Source organism: Arcobacter sp. F2176, from assembly GCF_004116465.1.
GTDB lineage: Bacteria > Campylobacterota > Campylobacteria > Campylobacterales > Arcobacteraceae > Arcobacter > Arcobacter siniprincipis.
Window position 1 is genome coordinate 1 of the sequence record NZ_PDJV01000028.1, and the last position, 18523, is coordinate 18523.

9 protein-coding genes are annotated in these 18523 nt (G+C 27.4%); 3 read left to right on the forward strand and 6 right to left on the reverse strand.

Going from position 1 to position 18523, the window contains the following annotated elements; genetic code table 11:
• Positions 1-559: 559 nt before the first annotated feature.
• A complete protein-coding gene (locus CRU95_RS15240) occupies positions 560-7384 on the reverse strand; it encodes an RHS repeat-associated core domain-containing protein (RefSeq protein WP_129101979.1) in 6825 nt (2274 codons plus the stop codon).
• An 11-nt stretch (positions 7385-7395) separates the two neighbouring features.
• A complete protein-coding gene (locus tag CRU95_RS15245; RefSeq protein ID WP_129101980.1) occupies positions 7396-7767 on the reverse strand; it encodes a hypothetical protein in 372 nt (123 codons plus the stop codon).
• A 237-nt stretch (positions 7768-8004) separates the two neighbouring features.
• Between CRU95_RS15245 and CRU95_RS15250 the strand changes: the two genes are divergently transcribed.
• Positions 8005-8670, forward strand: a complete 666-nt coding sequence (locus tag CRU95_RS15250) for a hypothetical protein (protein ID WP_129101981.1) — start codon at positions 8005-8007, stop codon at positions 8668-8670.
• 10 nt (positions 8671-8680) lie between these two features.
• Positions 8681-13960: an RHS repeat domain-containing protein gene (locus CRU95_RS15255; RefSeq protein ID WP_129101982.1), complete on the forward strand. Its 5280-nt coding sequence runs from the start codon at positions 8681-8683 to the stop codon at positions 13958-13960.
• A 117-nt stretch (positions 13961-14077) separates the two neighbouring features.
• On the opposite strand, the gene CRU95_RS15260 is transcribed toward CRU95_RS15255, so the two are convergent.
• Complete coding sequence (locus CRU95_RS15260) at positions 14078-14431, reverse strand: hypothetical protein (protein ID WP_129101983.1); 354 nt, start codon at positions 14429-14431, stop codon at positions 14078-14080.
• 937 nt (positions 14432-15368) lie between these two features.
• Here CRU95_RS15260 and CRU95_RS15265 point away from each other — a divergent pair.
• Entirely contained in the window at positions 15369-16475 is a 1107-nt protein-coding gene (locus tag CRU95_RS15265) for a site-specific integrase (protein ID WP_129101984.1), read from the forward strand.
• A gap of 459 nt (positions 16476-16934) precedes the next feature.
• Here the strand turns inward: CRU95_RS15265 and CRU95_RS15270 are convergent, their stop codons facing one another.
• Genes CRU95_RS15270 through CRU95_RS15280 form a run of 3 tightly spaced genes read right to left on the reverse strand, consistent with a single transcriptional unit; the run spans position 16935 to position 18440 of the window.
• Positions 16935-17534: a hypothetical protein gene (locus CRU95_RS15270; RefSeq protein WP_129101985.1), complete on the reverse strand. Its 600-nt coding sequence runs from the start codon at positions 17532-17534 to the stop codon at positions 16935-16937.
• A gap of 8 nt (positions 17535-17542) precedes the next feature.
• On the reverse strand, positions 17543-18187 hold the full coding sequence (gene traT, locus CRU95_RS15275; protein ID WP_129101986.1) for a complement resistance protein TraT: 645 nt from the start codon (positions 18185-18187) through the stop codon (positions 17543-17545).
• 28 nt (positions 18188-18215) lie between these two features.
• Positions 18216-18440: a PLDc N-terminal domain-containing protein gene (locus CRU95_RS15280; RefSeq protein WP_129101987.1), complete on the reverse strand. Its 225-nt coding sequence runs from the start codon at positions 18438-18440 to the stop codon at positions 18216-18218.
• Positions 18441-18523: the final 83 nt, after the last annotated feature.

An 18523-nucleotide genomic window follows, 5' to 3' on the forward strand; every position in this document is an offset into this window, starting at 1 on the left:
ACAACCCCTTTATAAAGGGGTTGTATGGAGTTATTTTTGTAATTTAGTAGGTGTTTATTTAGTGATATTTTAGATAAAAATTATTAGAGGTTCTAAGGGTGTTTTTTCTTAACTTAACGGCATTGGGTCTGACCCCAATGTTATTCTTTATATAAAAATGATAAACAATATGATAAAGAATTTTATAAAATGATAAACAATATGATAAAGAATTTTATAAAAAAGCTTGTGGTGGTTTATAAAAAGAGTAATTTTATTACTCTTTTCTATGGAGATTTATTATGTTATGACATTAATTAGAAATTTTTATATTTCAAGTTTTTTTAAGGTGGCGACTGACCCCGATGTTAAATTCTAATTTTATTTTTCAAGACTAAATAAAAAAATAAAAGTGAAATCAAGATGAGTACACAACCTAATATAATTGTATATAACTGACTTTGACACGTAACACAAACTCCTCTTAAATAATATTTAGCATCAGAGTTAATAACTAAATCAATCCCTTTAATCAAAGTTCTTATTGAAATTACTACTACTATTACTTTAAGAATAAAATTCATTTTTTCGGACTTCCTTCATTATTTATAAATCCATCTATTGTACCGGCAAGTTCTGGAAATCCACCTCCTGGTGACATCCCACCAAAATATCTTGATTCAATATACCCAATAGATCCAAAAACAACTTCTGGATGTACAACTGCAGTGGCTACAGCATATTCACTACCAGCAACTAAAAGTGGACCCGCAGTAATAGAGCCAGCAACATACAATGGAATTTTCGCTGCAGTTGGAGCATTTATCATCATTTTACTAAATCCAGTTGTAAATTTATCATAAATAGTAATTACACCATTTCCTACTTTTACCATTTGATTATATCCACTATCCTCTAAAAATTGACCTCTCATATAAGTACTAAATTTTTCTATATTTTCAAAAAGCCAAGATTTAGCTTTTTGCGTAAAATTATTTTGTTCCTTATACTCATGTTCCAAATCATTATACATCATAATAAATGCACCCGTTACTGCTCCATTTACAAACTTTCCTCCAGCAATTTTAGAGGTAGTCCCACTTATTGCTGCATTAATTATAACTTTTGATTCATACCCACTTGCCATATTAGATACAGGGGCTAATGTTGAACCTGCAAATCCACTCCAAAAACCTGTACTCCATCTCCCACCTTGTGCTTTACTTATAGCTGCACGTGTTATACCATGAAGTACCCCTTTAGCAATAAATCCACCAACTGGCCCAAGTTGAGAAGTTAAAGATGAAGCTAATTCACCTATCCCAAAAGCAATCCCTGCACTAAGAGCTCCCCACATAGCACCCTTTAAAGCAGCATGAACATCTCCAGTTGTAGCATATGTTATCGCAAATCCCCATGCAGCACCTTTTAGCATAATTGGTATTAAATATGGAGCATAAATTGCAATAACCACCACAACAACTATTGCAACTATGGCAACTATCGCTTTTTTAATAGCCTTAAAAACCTTCCCAATAGCATGAAAAACTTTCTTCAACCAAGAATACCCACTAGGATCCGTATATTTCAAAGGATTATTCTTTACATAAGTATATCTATTATAACTTTGAGTATCATAAGGTGCTTGGATGGTTGGGTCTGCACTTAAAAACCTACCTGTAACAGGGTCATAAACTCTTCCATTCATATGTATAAGATTGAACTCTGTTATATGTTCATGTCCTGTAAATCCACGCTTGGTTACAACTGCTTTACTAGCTTCATTTATCCACTCTTGGGCTACTTGTTGTCCAAAGGGTTTATAGGTCATACGTTTGATTACTTGACCTGATTCATTTGTTATAGTATCAATAGAACCTAGGGCATCTTTATGCATATATCTGTTTTGTGGTAAAATCATTTTACCATCATCTTCTTCTATGTGTAAGGCTATAAGTTGATTATTTGCATAGATGAAGTTTTTGTATTTGATAACTCCTTGAGTGTTTTCTTGTTCGTATAGTTTTCCTACATAATAGGTGCTGTTTCCATTAAGAACTTTTTTGTATCTTGCTCTATTTGGAGCATAAAAAAACTGGGTTTTATTTTTGTCATCTTCTAGAATGATTGGTTTATTGTATGAGCTAAAGGTTATAGTTATATTATCTTTTTTGATAACATTTCCATTTGCATCATAGGTATATTTGTGGCTTCCAGCATTTGTTACTTGGTGGGCTTTTGTATAAGTGTAGTTGCCTACATCGCTTTTTTTGGTGATATTCCCTATATTATCATATTCATAAAGTATGTTTTGATAAACTCCATTTTGTAGGGTACTAGCACTTGTTACTCTATCTAGATTATCATAAGTAAAGTTTTGAGATATATTTTGTTTGTAATCATCTTTTGAAACTACATTATCTAAAACATCATAGGTATATTTCATATCTCGAACATCATTTTTACCATCATATCCTGTTTGGATACTATTTAATTGTCCACTTGATTTGTTGTAGTCCCTTAGGGTTACAAGACCATTTCCTACTATATCTTTTGTGATTCTTCCAAAGACGTCTACATTTAGTATTTTGTAATAATATTTATAAGCATCATCTTCAAACATACCTTGGTAAGCTTTATTTACCCCTGTAGTTAAGGTAGCATATTTGTCTTTGTAGTTTTTATATAGTTCTATATCATTTTTTGCTTGGGTTATTATTCTTTTTGATTGATTTATATAAGCAGAAGATATATCTTTATAGATATTTAAAGAGTCTTCATCACTGATGCTATCTAATATGGCTTTTGCATCATCAAGTTTTTGTAAAGATTGGTCAATCAAAGTTGTTGTAGAACTTTGAAAAGTATCCATAAGCCATTTGTATAGGTTTTCATCATCATATTGTTTTAATTTATTGAGATAGTAGTTTAGATTTTTATCATATATATTATAATTAGTTTCAGTTTTTGTAGCCATATTTTGTAACTCTACAGCCGTACTTGCCAATAATTTCGCGGTTTGTTCTAATTGGTCTTTAATAGCTGCATTTTTACTCTCATACTCTTTTGCTAGGGCAAAAGATTGTAAAGATTTTGCTCGATAAAGTTCAACTTGAGTATTAAGTTGCATTATTTTATCAAAGGCGTTTTGTTTATTATTTAGATTTGTTTTGATTAAGTTTTTAATCTCTTCATAAGAAAATTCTCTATCACCTTTAATAGGTGATTTTACTGCACTTAAGTATCCTTGAGTATTGTATTCATTTTTTGTTTCAAAACCATCTGGTCTTATGGTTTTATCTAGCTTTCCATCTGTTGTATAGGTGAACTTTGTAGAAAAAAGTTTGTTGTCTGCATACTCTTTACTCTCTATTACTCTTGTATATTTATCATAAAAATACTCTTTTTTGTAAAAGTCAGTTTTTTCAATGGCAACTTTTCCAATCCCATGAGCTGCAATATCATATATCCATGAAGTTTCACCTTCTGGTTCGATTCGTTTGACCATACGTCCTAAGTGGTCATACTCCATAGTAGTTGTTTGACCTTTTGCATCTGTCTGAGATACAAGTTCACCTAGACTATTATAAGCATAGTGCCAGATACCCATGTCTGGGTCATCCATATAAATTTTATTTCCATAGATGTCATATTTTAGTTGTATTATATTATTTTTTGAATCTCTAGTTTCTTTTAGATTACCAAAAGCATCGTATTTGTACTCAATAAAAGTACCATCTCCTTCGATGATTTTTGTCTTTTTTCCTATGATATTACTTATAGTTGTTTTCTTTTGTCCTTTTGCATTGGTAATAGTTACATTTAAACCATCATATTCATAATAATTACTTACTACTTCACCTGTAGCACTTGTTCGTGTAAGCTTGGTTTGCCGTCCTAAATCATCATACTCATTATAAGTATAATCAGGTAAATCATAAGCATAATAAGGGTTTGATGTTTTTTCAACTTGACCTAAAGCATTATAATAGGCATCTTGATATATTTTACTTCCATCAAATCCTATTTTTGTAACTCTAAGTTTTCGATTAAGTGTATCAAAATAAGTTTCAACAGGTGTTGTTCCAGTTGAAGTTTCTACTACTTTATACATAGAGTTTGGAAAACTTTCATCCCAAGAGTGAGTCCAAGTTGTAGTTGTACCATCTGCTCTTGTTTCAAGTATCTTCCTTCCCATCCCATCATAAGCAAAACTTGTACTTAATCCATTTGGCCCTGTTACTTTTACTACACGGTTATTTATATCATATTCTCTTTGTTCAGTTTGATTGAGAGGATTGACTGCTTGGATGATATTTTTACCTTGATTATCATAGATAAATTTTGTAGTTCTTGGTTCAGTGTTTCTTGCTGTTATGGTTTCTGATATTTTATTTCCATATTTATCATAGCCATAACTTTTGGCTAAGACATTTTCACTTTGGGGTTCGATTATCTCTTTGTTTAGAGTACCTGTTATATCATCATACTCAAAAGCAGAATGTTTTATTATGCTTGAACCATCTGTATGCATATGAGTTACACTTGCATTTATCAAACGAGAAAGAATCCAACTATCTTCATGATTTATATAATTACTTTGAGTGATTTTTTCATATTTTATATCATCTTTTTGGGTAATTGACTCAATTTTCCCAATATTTCCATACTTATCGAAATCACTATTTCTTGTAATAGATTCTAAAAGTAAAGTACCATCTATGTCATATTTATTTTGAATATTTTCAATTGTTTGTAAGTTTAAAATATCTTGATTTTCATGTAGTTTTGCTATATTTAATGTACTATCTGTATCTGATACTTTTGTATTATTTATATAAGATTCACTACTTGAAGTTACACCAATGAAAGGATAAAATTGCATAAAATTCGAGATAGACTTTGATTTTGATAATTCATTATAAGTTTCAACTTTAGCAAAACCTAAAGAGCCTCTCTCTCCATTGATTTTAAAACCTTCATATTTAAAGGTTGTTTCATTTTCTCCACCAATCCCATCTGCTACACGAAATGATTTTACAACTCCCATAGAATTTGCTTTTAAATCAATATTTGGATATGCAGCATCGCTATAAGGAGTATATACCTCACTATCTCTTAGTGTAGTATAAGTTACATTTACATTTTGATCTTTATGATTTGAAATAGTATGAATAGGTGTTTGAACTTTGGGACTAAATGCTACAAATAAACCAGCAGTACTCGTAGCATAATTATAATGCCCTACCCTATCAACAAATCCATCTCCATTTAAATCTATCAAATCACTATATGTGCCACTAGTATTACTTCCTGTTATGTAGTTATTGGTATGAGGTCCTTGTCCACTTGGAAGCCATAATTTAAACTCACCAAATCCACTTCCTGTATTTAAAGCTACATGTAAACCATTTACTCCTGTTTTATAATTATGATGTCCTACTCTATCAGGTAAGCCATCTCCATTCATATCCATTAGAGCACTATATACTCCATTTGTATCTGAACCTGTTATGTAGTTATTTGTATGTGGCCCTTGTCCACTTGCATACCATAATTGCATCGCATCAAAGCCATTACCATTATTCAAAGCTACATGTAAGCCTGTTTCTCCTGTTTTATAATTCTTTGCACTTACTCTATCTGGTAAGCCATCTCCATTCATATCCATTAGAGCACTATATACTCCACTTGTATCTGAACCTGTTATATAGTTATTACTTTGTGTACCTTCTCCACTTGCTTGCCATAATTTAAACTCACCAAATCCACTTCCTGTATTTAAAGCTACATGTAAACCATCTACTCCTGTTTTATAATTATGATGTCCTACTCTGTCTGGTAAGCCATCTCCATTCATATCTGCTAAACCACTGTATGTACCACTACTATTACTTCCTGTGATATAGTTATTGGTATGAGGTCCTTGTCCACTTTGAAGCCATAATTTAAACTCTCCAAAGCCACTTCCTGTATTTAAAGCCACAAATAAACCGGCAACTTTTGTTTTATAATTATAATGCCCTACTCTATCTGGTAAACCATCTCCATTCATATCTATTAAGGCACTATATACACCATCTGAATTTGAACCAGTAATATAATTATTGGTGTGAGGTCCTTGTCCACTTGGAAGCCATAATTTAAACTCACCAAATCCACTTCCTGTATTTAAAGCTACATGTAAACCATTTACTCCTGTTTTATAATTATGATGTCCTACTCTATCAGGTAAGCCATCTCCATTCATATCCATTAGAGCACTATATACTCCATTTGTATCTGAACCTGTTATGTAGTTATTTGTATGTGGCCCTTGTCCACTTGCATACCATAATTGCATCGCATCAAAGCCATTACCATTATTCAAAGCTACATGTAAGCCTGTTTCTCCTGTTTTATAATTCTTTGCACTTACTCTATCTGGTAAGCCATCTCCATTCATGTCCATTAGAGCACTATATACTCCACTTGTATCTGAACCTGTTATATAGTTATTACTTTGTGTACCTTCTCCACTTGCTTGCCAAAGATGATAATTTTTATAAGTTTCATCATTTGATAATGTCCATGTAAAATCCACAGGCTTTAAGCAATCGTCTTTAACACACTCTTGAATTGATGTAATTTTTGATTTATTATCTAAAAAATCATAATTTAAATTATAAGAAGATATTTTTTGATTATCAGTTTTTACTACAATAGATTTTAAACGCTTTGATATATTTGATTTGATTCCATTTGAAAAGACATTTCGTTTGTCATCTCTATCTTCATAAATAAAATCAATTTGATTATTTGCATATGAGATATTAGTAATAAAGCGCTCGTTATTTGTGGAAGCATAGGTAAATAGAATCTTATTATCATATCTATCTTTTATTTGATTTACTCTAAAAAATGATTCTCCATCTTTTGAATCAGAACTATTTCCATACTCATAAATCAATCCATCTTTTGTAAAAACTTCCCAAGCATTAGACTTTTTTATTATTTTACTAAAGGTATTTATTTCTGTTCTGTATTCAGAATCTGTACTACCATAAACATCACTTGTATCTACAAGTAGAAGCCTTTGTCCATCTAAGCAATAATTATATGTTCGAGAGCTATCATTTTTTTCACTAAATAAAGATTGATTACATTTTATAATAGAAGATAATCCTGTCAAAGAAAAACCAGTACCTAAAAATGAGTTGATGTTATTTGAAGAATTATAGTTGATTCCAAGACTAGGCTTTAAACCTGCTATCCCTTTTGGAGTGAGGATTTCCATATCATAAGTTAAACTACCTTGAGAAACATCAATGCTACCTTTTGTTGCTCCTACAATCTCTGCATGTAGTGCAGAAAAAGAGCACACAAGTAGTAAAAAAATAAAAAAAGACTTATAAAAAAATTTCATAAACTATCTCGCTAATTAAATTCGGTATTAATTTTTTTGATGGCTTTTTTAACACGTGTAAGCTCATCTTGTAATTTTGCTATTTCCTGTTTATTTGATTGTTTTGTATTTTTATTAAGAGAACTATTTTTTTCTAAATTTTTAAGTTGCTCATCTGTAGTACTTAGAAGTTTATTTACTTTATTCATTTTTTCATTTAATTGATTTGAATTATTGGTATTAACTTTATACTCACCTAAGGCTTTTTCGTTATTTTTATTCTTTTTATCTGCAAGATTTTTAGTGTCTGAAAGAGTGCTATCATCAGTTAGATAATTATAACTTAAGAATACAATTAATATAACTACAAAAATTGCAAAAATTTTCACAATATATGACTTCATTTCATATCCTTGGATTAAATTTACCAAAACTATATTGCTAAATAACTTATATATTACTTAATTACAATTTTATTTTATATATAAATTATAATATTAGATTTAATTTTATATTAAGTAAGTGTAATATTATTAATAATTTATACTATTTAAAATAATAATGAAATTTTTAAGTATTATTAAGTAATTTGTAAGTTATTTAGCAATATAGTTTTGGTAAATTTTATGATAAGGTTATACATGAAAAAATATACTTACCATATATCTATTGCTTCACTTGTCTGTATGTTATTTGTATCTATGTACTTACTTTACAGTAATAGTAATAGTTATCAAGAAGAAATAACCCAAGAAAAGTTACTTCCAGACAAAACTGTTAATATTAATAAAAATATTGATGACAGAAAAAATAAGCTTCTGGGATATAAAATAAAAGAAGTCGATTCAAAAGATTTGGATATAAAGATATCTAACTTAAAAACTATGTTAGAGAAAACACAAGTCATGCTTAAAGAGTACAATGATACTCATCCAAAAAAGATTATAAATAATCAAGAAATTGATAAATTAGTTAATTTGGACTTAAAAGAAAATAATTCCAATATTAACAATAAAAATAAGGCATCAATAAAAGATAATTTATCAGAAAAGACAAATGAAGATGAAAACCTATCTACAAAAAATAAATATAATTATGCGTCAAATAATTATATTGTAAGTTCTCCAACCAAAATAAATTCTTCCATATCTACTTCTTCTTCATCTCAAAATACAGTAAATAACTCTAGCTCAGATTCTAAGGCTAACGTTATAAATAGTAGTGTAAGTGCAGAAGTTAGTAAACTTCAAATGCAAATTGATGATGTAAAAAAAGTCATCACTCAAGTAAGTTCAAATATTAATTAAAGGTATTACCATGACAAAAGTATTTTATAAAAGTTTTTTAAAGCTCAGTGTTTTTATTACCATTACTTTATCTACACAGTTATTTGCAGTAAATACAAATATACAAACATTACAAGCTTGTAGCAGTAGTAATTATGAAAAAATATATAATTTCACACCTTTATGTATTGGCGATGAAAAAATAGAATTAATAAATAACTTAAATACCTATGGAAGCAACAATGCAGAATATCAAACAAAAGGTAATAACTTTTCTAAGATTATTTCTCTTGATGAAAACAACTCAATTATCTGGCAAATCACTACGAAAGAAGGTTTAACTTATACTTATAAAGATTTGACTAAGGATAGTTCAAATAATGCATTATTTGATAATAAAAGATTAAAGATAACAAGTATAAAAGATACTGCAAATAATACAATAACTCTTCCTTATAAAAGTTCTGAAATCATATTTGATTATGAATATTCAACTAATAATGAACCTCTTTTGAGTCAAATTACTACATCTACAGAAAGTGGAACTGCTTATTATGGAATATCATATGATACAAATAATACTGCAACTATAACTACACTTCAAGCTCCTAAAAATACTTCAGTGATTTTAAGTAAAAAATATGACTATGATGTGAATTTAAGAGAGCTTAGAGAAAGTATTAGTGGGTTAGGTATAGAATCTCGTATAAAAAAATATGAATATGGAGATACTTCTTCAAACAAAATTATAAAAATAATTAATCCACTGGGACAGATTCAAACAAAAACTTATGATGAAAATAATAATCTTATTTCTTTTGTGGATGAAAATTCTTTAACAACAACTTGGGAATATGATGTAAATAATAGAAAAATAAAAGAAACAAGACCTGATAGTACAACAACAACTTATGTATACAGTACAAACGATTTAATTAATAATGCTTCTTACAAACTACTTATCACAGAAAAAGGGCAACCAAATATCACAAAATATTATGATAATAAAAAGAGATTAATCCAAACAGAAAAACTAGCTTTTAATCATAGAAATATTTTAGAAGATATAACATATGATGATGGAAGAATAAGCTCTTACTCTATGCCATATTTCAAGGGTGAAAAACCTTATTTTATTTATATCACTTATGATGAAAAGAATAGAGTTATTTCTTTAGATAAACCTGGACTAAATGAACAAAGACTAATTACATCATATACTTACAATGATACAACAACGGTAACTTATCCAGATGGTAAAACAAAAATAATCAATAATGATGGTACTAATACAAATCTTCAATATAAATATGATGTGATAGGAAATCTTATTGAAACTACTGATGATTTGAATAGAAAAGTTTTATATAGTTATGACCTTCTAAATAGATTAGTTAAAAAAGAGATTTTTTCTAATAATGCCAATGAAGCAGAAAATATTGTATATTATGTTTACGATAGAGCAAATAATGGTCAAGGAAAATTAGCATATGAAAAATCAAAAGAATATAAAAAGGAATACTTTTATGATGATTTTTCAAGAATAAAAGCTGATAAAGTATATCTTGGAAATAAAACTTTTGCAACACAATATTCATACACACCTGAAAGTAAACTAGAAAAAACAATTAGTCCTGATGGTTTTGTAACAATCAATGAATATAATGAGTTAGGTTATCTAAGTGCAATTAAATCTCCTAAAAAAGATTCTGTCGAGTTAGATTTTAATGCGTTAAAAGAACTTATCTCTGATAATTTAACAAATGAGTATAACTTATATGTGCAATATTATGATTTAAAATCAAAAGTTAATTTTTATACTTATAAAAAAGAACTTTACACAACACTTAGTACAGAATATGCTAATATAGATACCCAAATACAAGCTCAGCTTATTTCAATATCTGCACTTTTAGATGAAACTATTTCATTATTAAATTCTAATATTACTGAGTATGAGAAATATTTAACCAATTATAAAAAAATAAGAAATAACTATTTACTACCAAAAGCGACTGAGAATAGTGCTGAAGAAAATTTCAAATGGTTAAAAGATACTTTTAATAGTAGAAGTAAAGATTATCTTTCATTATCTACTACATACATTGATAAAGCTAGTAATTTACTTGAAGGAATCATTACAAATCCAGAATTGCTAAATAGCAAATTAAATATTGATAAAAAACTAATTAATAATTATAAAGATGAAGCAACATCAATAAGTGACTATGCTCAATCTTTATTATCTCAATCTAATAATTATAATATCCAATATGAAGCCTTAAAAAAAGGTTTAGGAGGAACTCAACAAAATGGGTATCTTGGAACCTTTGCTAGTGATGAATATAAATATTTTTACAAAATATTAGATACAGACCCTTTAGGTAGAGTAACAAATGAAATTTTAGGAAATGGCTTAGTTACAAAAAGAGTATATGATCCTTCTAGTGGAAACCTATTAAGAATCACAACTGGTTATTATGGTAATAATGATATTAAAGATATACAATATACTTATGATACCAATAATAACTTGACAGTAAAATATGATTTAAATAATAAATTTACTCAAAGTTATAAATATAATGAAAAAAATAGACTTGTAAGTGCCTCAAGTGTAGGAGAAAGCTTTTATTCAAATATCGCATATAACTATGTAGATGTAATTGATAGTCAATATACTTATAACAATGCAGAAAATAAATTTACAAATAAGACAACAAATCTATCAATTACAGTTAATGAGCCAAATATTATAAAAGATGGTTTATTAACACAAGATACACTATATGCAGCAGATAAATCAAGTTATAAAGCAACAAGAACCAATGGAGATAAAATCTCAACAACTTATAAAGTTGGTAAAAACTTTAAATATACAGTAGATGATGAAGGTACAAAATATAAAAACTATATCTATGTCAATGGACAACTAATTGCTATTCATGATGAGGATAATATTAGTGATTTATCAATTCCTAATAACTATTATATACATAAAGACCTATTTGGTTCTATTGATATAATTACTAATCAATCTGCACTTGTAGAAAAAAGTATAAGTTATAGACCCTTTGGAGAACAAAGTGACATTACTTGGACAACTTTAGAAGAAAATGATAATCTTACAAATATTGGATTTAAAGGATATGAGAAAAATCAATTTAATCTTTTAGATATTAATGGATATGCATATGATCCAAAAGTTGCAAAAACATTAACAGATGAATCAATAAATATATTAGATGACAATAGTAGTGAGTTTTTTATGTATAGTAGTCCAACTAAATATGTTGACAAAACAATGGATAATTGGTACAAAAACTTTATTAATATCTTTGATATGAAAAAACTTTTATCTAACGATGATCCATTATTTAACCTAGAGATAAAAAAAGATATTTACTCATTATCTTCTTTGGCAAATGTGTATATAGGTAGTACGCCTCCAGATGATTCAAGTTTGATATGGTATAAACCAAATGAGAATGGTGGGCTTGATATCTCAATATTTAATGGAACTTCTTGGGAAAGTAAAGGAACAACAGGTTCATTAGATACAACTGGAACAATTACAGCAAGTAGTCTAGAACAACTTAATAATATGCCTTGTTTTTATAAAGATTTAGGCTTTGTTGATTCAGGTTCAAGTAAAATTCCTTATACTTGTTCAACATCTCAAAAATGGGAATTAGGTGGAATATTTAGTGGAACTTTTGATATGTTAGACTTAGTATCAAAATATCAAACAGCATTAAGTGGAAGTAAAATCAATGCAAGTACACAAAATGGTGAATATTCTGGAACAAAAGAATTTACAAAAATTGGTGAATATTGGGTAGATGCTTCAAATAACTATATTGCATCAGATACTCTAGCAAATATTATTCCTAAAACAAATATGAATTTAAATAGTATTGCTTTTGCATTAAAAGATTCATCATCATTGTATATATTAAAAAAACTTGATGTACCAACACAAAATATGAAATGGGTTTATTTAGCGAATGGATTTAATGATATTGTATTAAACTATAATTTTATTGAAACAGTAGATGGGGGTTATGTATTAGATAAAAAAAGCAATAACTTCTTTAAACAAACAAATAATGTTTGGACTTCTTTAGATAATAAAATACAACTTTCTTCTAGCTCATCGGGAAGAGATATTTTTACAAACTTTAATAAAGAATATAGATATTACTTAGTAAATAATGATTGTACAGATACATCTTGTTATGGAACAGTTGAAAACAATTATTATGCTGGTATAAAATTTGATAATCTATTTATGTATAACTATCTATCAACAGGAAAAAATAAAAATGGATTAGTTGATGCTATTCCACAAGAATCAATAGAAGAAATGTACACAAATGGGATTAATTCTGTAATTTTTGATAATAAAGTATATACAAAACAAATTGATAATAAAAATAATATAACTTATAAAAGAGAAGATGATACTTATATTACAAAATTAGGTGCAGAAATACCTTCATCTTTTGTACAAAATGGCATATTAAATCTACCTACAAATTATGATTCAAGTGTTGCAGTATTTAATACTAATGCTTTAGTGCTACCTACTTATACACAAGCTACTAATTGGGCAGATGCGCCAGATAATGTTCAAGTAATGGTTAATAATACTATTTTTACACATAAAGTTAATGGGAATATTGACTTTTGGACAAATAATACAAGTGGTGATGGTCAAGAAAGTGCAACGAGAATTTTTACAAAAGGTGATAGAGGAAACCTACCTCTAATAACACATAGCTTAGAGGTATTGACAAAAGAAGTAGGTACACAAAATCGTTATACAGATGCAGGAGTAACATCAAGTATTGATGGAACATTTAAACAATGGTATTACTCTGTTTCGGGTACAATCTTTAATAACTTGTTGGATGCTAAGCTAGTTAATGCAAAATTTGGGGATGAAAACTTTGATGATGAAATAGTAAATGGAGGTTGGAGTATTGATTTAAATACAATATTCGTTGATTCTAATAACACTGTAGGAACTTTAGCAAAAAGAACACCAAATAAATATTGTAAAGAACAAGTAGTTAACTTTAATGCATATTTTGGGCATGGTAAAAAATCAAGAATTTGTTGGAAAACAAAAGGTTATCAGGGTACAAAAATACCTTCTTGGTTAAAGTCAGGTACTAGTGCTGTTTCTTCTTATGGAGGAATTGATTCTTCACAAAATTGTAAACATTATTCATATTATAGAGTTAAGTATACGTATTATGTTACAGGGAATTGTCCGGTATATGGCGCAGATGTTTGGTATAAATAGAAACTGTTTTATAAGATGATACTTTTTACTTTATTGTAAGTGAAAAGTATTATTTAAAGTAAGAACATTAACTCTATTAAGAGAAGTTTAAAATGGAATAAATTTTACTTAAAAGTTTTAATGCCATTCTATAAAATTCTTATTAACTCTATCACATCTCCATTCTGAGGAAAGGCAACCCCAACTTTGTCCTATTGAAAAAGTTCCACAACTAGTTCGTTTTCCTCCTGAATAAGGACAAGTATTTCCCTCTTTCCAAAGTGGATACCAATATGTATGATACTCTAGGTTATATGTTTGTGTTCCTTGTTTTGTTACACTTCCCCAAATCTGATTATTATCAAGTCTTCTTCCATTTGTAGGATTAACTAAATGTACTCCAATAGTAGATTCTGCAACATTGTAATAATCTTTTGCATATTGTCCATCTAGAAGATTATTAACAACAGTACCCGAAACAATTATGACCAAAATATGATATTCCAATATTATTTAAAAACTTACTGCATTTAGAGCACCTTATTTAGCAAAAAAAACTATTTAAATTATAACTCAATCCTATAATAAATATATTAGTATTGATTTTAAATACAAAGGTATTAGAATAATAGTCTACCCATTAAAATTAATAACCAGTTGATGCTCTTACAGTTGTATAATAATGAGCTTGTCCTACAAATTGGTCTCCTTTATTTACATTTTCTATTTTATTGTATGTACCTGTTCCTTTTGCTGATGTTGAAAAAAGTAAATTACCATTTTTATATAATATTAAATAACCATATTTTGTATTTTCATTTTGTCCATAATTCCAAAATGTACCACAAGTTGGAGCTGTAAAGTTCCAATATGTTGCTAGATTTTTATCATCTGCATTGCCACTTAACCAAACATTTATAAAGGTATTTTTTGATGAATCTAATTTTTTATTTACCCAGAACTCATTATCGTACCAGGTATTGTCACAAAGCGTTCCGAGCCATTGATGTATATCTGCTCTTAAATAAAATCCATTTGTATCTAATTTTAAAAGGTAGTTTTTATAAAATACATAAGGAGTGTTATAAGTATAGCAATGTGCAGAACTGTTACAGATGGGTGCATCTAATAGATTATTAATAACAGTACCCGAAACAAATTAATTTATAAATTAAAAAAATAAAAAGATTATGCATATTACTTGATAAATATTTTAAATTTAAATATAATAGCACTCATGATATATTATAAACTTTTATTTAAAATAAATGTTATAAAAATATTTCCTTATACGTTAAATGAGCATTATTTTTATCATCTTATTATTTTTATTAAACAATTTTTTAAGATACCTTTCCCTTTTTTTATTAAAATAAATATCTTTTTACCTTATGCAATATTTTTAAAAACAGTAACAAGATAGTGTACAATGAGTAATTCTATCTTATCAAAAAGTATCAAGACAAGTTATAAAGGAATTTATAAAAAAGAGACAAAAAAAGGTATATGTTATATTGCAAGATATACTGTTAATAAAAAAACAAAAACACAAATAGTAGGATACGAACATGAGGGGGGGGTAACAGAATATGAAGCATACAAAATGAAAATTCAATTATCTTCATCCTCAAGCCTAATAGAAGCCTTAGAGACAAATTATGACCAAAAATATGATATTCCAACATTATTTAAAAAATTTACTGCATTTAGAGCACCTTATTTAGCAAAAAACACTATTTCAAATTATAACTCAATCTATAATAAATATATCAGTATTGATTTTAAATACAAAGATATTAGAAGTGTTACAAGAAATGACTTGCAGTTATATGCAAATAAGTTATTAACCTATTTAAGACCTGCAACAGTAGAAAAAATAATATATGCACTCAAAAAATTTTATATATATCTACAAGATAATGGCATCTACAAATATAATATGGCATCTTCCATAATGATGCCAAAATATGATAATAAAAAATATTTTTCAATTACAAAAAAAGACGTTAAAAGACTAATTCATTATATTATGAATATAAATAATCAGACTTATAAAACATTGTACTGTATGCTATTACATGGTAGAAGAATTAATGAATTATTACAACTAAAATGGATAGATATAGATTTTGCAAGTGGAATCTATCATTTAAATTATAAGAATACCAAAACTAAAAAAAATCAATATTATTATTTAGAAGATTTTCAAATAAATGAATTAAAAAAACTAAGAAATTTACACTTAGATTCTATATATGTATTTGAAAATCAAAATACTAAGCTACCATTAACATATACTTCATTTTTCAGAATTCACAAAAGACTTAGAAAAGAATTAAATATGATAGATTTTAATATACATTCAATAAGACATATGACTGCTTTTTTATTAATAAATAATGGATATTCATTAGAAATTACAGCAAAGATACTCGGACACCAATCTATTCAAAGTACGAGTAGATATGCTGTTCTTGAAATGAATAAAGCAAAAAATGCATATTCTAAAACATTTAAGCAATTAATTAAAATTTAAAATTAAATTATTTATTATTTGAGAATGATAAAAACAAGAAATTACAAAATAAATAAGAACGAAACAATAATAAAAATAATCAATCCTAGCATCTAACATATACAAGCATATAAAAGCTGCAATACTAAGAAAGCAAGTTATATAAGCAGTAATATATAAATTCTTACAAATTAAATTATATTTAGAAATTTTATTATCTATTAGATCGTTATTGTTAAAACCATTATTTTTATCTATAATTTGAAGACTTTTTAAAAGAGTAAAATCTTTTATTACTTTTTCGTTCTTATACTTCGCTATTATATGAATAAACCCTACTAACAAAGATGTTATAGATATAGCAATTATCTCATCAAAAGTAAATTCAAACATGATAATCCTTTATGTAATTATTTTAAAATAAAAAAGGTTAAGTCCAAGAGAACTTAACCTTTATAATATAGTTGAAATCAATACAACTTATTTCATAAATACAATTTTTTTGACTTTTCCATCTTCATCATATTTACCATTAGTTTTTAAGTATTTAATTACTTCATTTGCATCATATACTAATATATCATGTGGTCTTTCACTAAATACTTTAATAGTCATAATACCATTATTATTTCTAGGAATTAATCCACATTTATTTGTTTGGAAAGTTAATACATCTCCCATTGTTATTTCACATTTTTTGAAATACTCTTCTGGAGTATTAATTAGTACTCCATTTAAATTTGACATTGCAGCAGGAGATAAAATAGCAAAGTATTTTTTATCTTTTAACAGCGTTGTTTCTGCAGCAGCTTGAATTGTTGCAGCTAAAACATTATTATGTGATTTATGTTTAAATCCATATGCACTTAACTTTGAAATACCATCAATCAAATATATATCTTCTACATTTGAGTTTACTATAGTTTCACAAGCACTTTTATCAATATACTTATTTTTCATACAATATTCATTTGTATTTGGTATAGATATACCATTACTATGGGCACTACCACAACCTGTTAACATAAAAATAGCAAATATCGGTAATATTGCTATTAAACTTAATTTAAAACTTTTCATTCTTTTCCTTAAAATAAATTTGATATTTCTGTTGATGCTTTTGAACTTAAAATTGGAAGAGCTTCATTAAGCTTTAAATTCATCCTAACAGCTTCTATAAATACTCTTGTTAAATACTTATTGTAATTAGTATTATCTATTTTGGCATCTTTAATTTTATAATCTCTAATTTCCACATCAATTACAGCACGAAAGATATCATCTTCCATAGCAGAACCAATAATTCCTCCACCTAGAGCAGCAAGAGCGCCAACAATTAAAGAACTACTTCCACTTCCTCCACCAATAGCAGTTGAACCACCTGCTAATACTCCAGAAGAGACAGCACTCTTAATCGCATTTGCTTCCTTTAGATTATTTGCAAATAATACATTTACAAACAAACCATAAGAAGCATCTTTTGAGCTAGTAACTAAGGTATAGCCTTTAGCTTGTAATTTTGTTTTTAGATCATCATAAAGCTTTAGATTTTCTCCTCCACTTCCAGCTATATTTGAAACTTGAACATATATATTTCTATTTTGTTTTTTACTTTTATCTAAAGTAATAGTTCTAGTTAATTTTGCTCTTGTTTGTAATTGTGTAGTTCCACAACCTGTAAGTATTATTGCACTTAACATAAAAAGTACAAAACTTTTATTTAATTTTTTCATTTATTATTCCAATATATAAATTCAAAATTTAATTACTTTTTTGTATTTTTGATATTTTTTGTTTTCTACCAATAAGAAAATATAATAAAACACCTACAAAAGGTAATATAAAATAAATAATCAGCCAGATTAATTTATTGTTACCTGTAAATTCACTCTTTAATATATCAATTAGTGCATATATATAATAAACAAATATAATCAATGGCACAAACAATGTCAACATACTTGAAATAATATTTACTACTTCCATTTTTTCTCCTAATTTAAATTATTTTTATTTTACAAAATTAAATATTAATAACAAATTATACATATATGTATTATTGGTTATTC